Consider the following 2,986-nt stretch of genomic DNA (forward strand, 5'->3'; position numbering starts at 1 on the left):
CATATTATATGGTTAAGTCCTCGATCTATTAGTATTCGTCAGCTCCACATGTCACCATGCTTCCACCTCGAACCTATCAACCTGATCATCTTTCAGGGATCTTACTAGCTTACGCTATGGGAAATCTCATCTTGAGGGGGGCTTCATGCTTAGATGCTTTCAGCACTTATCCCTTCCGCACATAGCTACCCAGCTATGCCCTTGGCAGAACAACTGGTACACCAGCGGTGCGTCCATCCCGGTCCTCTCGTACTAAGGACAGCTCCTCTCAAATTTCCTACGCCCACGACGGATAGGGACCGAACTGTCTCACGACGTTCTGAACCCAGCTCGCGTACCGCTTTAATGGGCGAACAGCCCAACCCTTGGGACCGACTACAGCCCCAGGATGCGATGAGCCGACATCGAGGTGCCAAACCTCCCCGTCGATGTGGACTCTTGGGGGAGATAAGCCTGTTATCCCCGGGGTAGCTTTTATCCGTTGAGCGATGGCCCTTCCATGCGGAACCACCGGATCACTAAGCCCGACTTTCGTCCCTGCTCGACTTGTAGGTCTCGCAGTCAAGCTCCCTTATGCCTTTGCACTCTACGAATGATTTCCAACCATTCTGAGGGAACCTTTGGGCGCCTCCGTTACACTTTAGGAGGCGACCGCCCCAGTCAAACTGCCCACCTGACACTGTCTCCCGGGTCGATAAGACCCGTAGGTTAGAATTTCAATACAGTCAGGGCGGTATCCCACCAGCGCCTCCACCGAAGCTAGCGCTCCGGTTTCAAAGGCTCCCGCCTATCCTGTACAAACTGTACCAAAATTCAATATCAGGCTACAGTAAAGCTCCACGGGGTCTTTCCGTCCTGTCGCGGGTAACCTGCATCTTCACAGGTACTATAATTTCACCGAGTCTCTGGTTGAGACAGTGCCCAAATCGTTACACCTTTCGTGCGGGTCGGAACTTACCCGACAAGGAATTTCGCTACCTTAGGACCGTTATAGTTACGGCCGCCGTTTACTGGGGCTTCAGTTCAGAGCTTCGCTTACGCTAACCCCTCTCCTTAACCTTCCAGCACCGGGCAGGTGTCACCCCCTATACTTCGCCTTACGGCTTCGCAGAGAGCTGTGTTTTTGCTAAACAGTCGCTTGGGCCTATTCACTGCGGCTTTCCGTTAAGAAAGCACCCCTTCTCCCGAAGTTACGGGGTCATTTTGCCGAGTTCCTTAACCAGAGTTCTCTCGCACACCTTAGGATTCTCTCCTCGCCTACCTGTGTCGGTTTGCGGTACAGGCACCTTTTATCTCGCTAGAAGCTTTTCTTGGCAGCGGGGAATCAAAGACTTCGCTCCATAAGGAGCTTCCCCATCACAGCTCAGCCTTTACGATAAGCGGATTTGCCTACTTATCAGCCTAACTGCTTGGACGTGCACAACCAATCGCACGCTTCTTCTATCCTTCTGCGTCCCTCCATTGCTCAAACGATAAAGAGGTGGTACAGGAATATCAACCTGTTGTCCATCGCCTACGCCTGTCGGCCTCGGCTTAGGTCCTGACTAACCCTGAGCGGACGAGCCTTCCTCAGGAAACCTTAGGCATTCGGTGGACGGGATTCTCACCCGTCTTTCGCTACTCATACCGGCATTCTCACTTCTAAGCACTCCACCAGTCCTTCCGGTCTGACTTCACTGTCCTTAGAACGCTCCCCTACCACTGATACCATTCGGTATCAATCCGCAGCTTCGGTGGTGTATTTAGCCCCGGTACATTTTCGGCGCAGAGTCACTCGACTAGTGAGCTATTACGCACTCTTTAAATGGTGGCTGCTTCTAAGCCAACATCCTAGTTGTCTAAGCAACTCCACATCCTTTTCCACTTAATACACACTTTGGGACCTTAGCTGGCGGTCTGGGCTGTTTCCCTTTTGACTACGGATCTTATCACTCGCAGTCTGACTCCTAAGGATAAGTCATTGGCATTCGGAGTTTGACTGAATTCGGTAATCCGATGAGGACCCCTAGTCCAATCAGTGCTCTACCTCCAAGACTCTTACACTTAAGGCTAGCCCTAAAGCTATTTCGGGGAGAACCAGCTATCTCCAGGTTCGATTGGAATTTCTCCGCTACCCACACCTCATCCCCGCACTTTTCAACGTGCGTGGGTTCGGGCCTCCATTCAGTGTTACCTGAACTTCACCCTGGACATGGGTAGATCACCTGGTTTCGGGTCTACGACCACGTACTAAACGCCCTATTCAGACTCGCTTTCGCTGCGGCTCCGCCTCTTCAGCTTAACCTCGCACGGGATCGTAACTCGCCGGTTCATTCTACAAAAGGCACGCCATCACCCGTTAACGGGCTCTGACTATTTGTAGGCACACGGTTTCAGGATCTCTTTCACTCCCCTTCCGGGGTGCTTTTCACCTTTCCCTCACGGTACTGGTTCACTATCGATCACTAGGGAGTATTTAGCCTTGGGAGATGGTCCTCCCAGATTCCGACGGAATTTCACGTGTTCCGCCGTACTCAGGATACATTCAAGAGAGAACGAAGTTTCGACTACGGGGTTGTTACCCTCTACGACGGACCTTTCCAGGTCGCTTCGTCTACCTCGTTCCTTTGTAACTCCGTATAGAATGTCCTACAACCCCAAGAGGCAAGCCTCTTGGTTTGGGCTATGTTCCGTTTCGCTCGCCGCTACTCAGGAAATCGCATTTGCTTTCTCTTCCTCCAGGTACTTAGATGTTTCAGTTCCCTGGGTCTGTCTTCCTTACCCTATGTATTCAGATAAGGATACCATACCATTACGTATGGTGGGTTTCCCCATTCGGAAATCTTCGGATCAAAGCTTACTTACAGCTCCCCGAAGCATATCGGCGTTAGTCCCGTCCTTCATCGACTCCTAGTGTCAAGGCATCCACCGTGCGCCCTTTCTAACTTAACCAAACTAAAATTAAAAAATATGAGCTACACTGTTATCTAGTTTTCAAAGAACATAC

1 rRNA gene is annotated in these 2,986 nt (G+C 51.3%); it reads right to left on the minus strand.

Annotated features, from left to right (window positions below):
* Nucleotides 1-8: 8 nt before the first annotated feature.
* A 23S ribosomal RNA gene (locus PQF83_RS28375) occupies nucleotides 9-2,931 on the minus strand.
* Nucleotides 2,932-2,986: the final 55 nt, after the last annotated feature.

Origin of the sequence: Bacillus sp. FF-1, from assembly GCF_028548245.1 — a bacterium.
In the GTDB taxonomy this organism is placed as follows: Bacteria; Bacillota; Bacilli; order Bacillales; family Bacillaceae_G; genus Bacillus_A; species Bacillus_A paranthracis.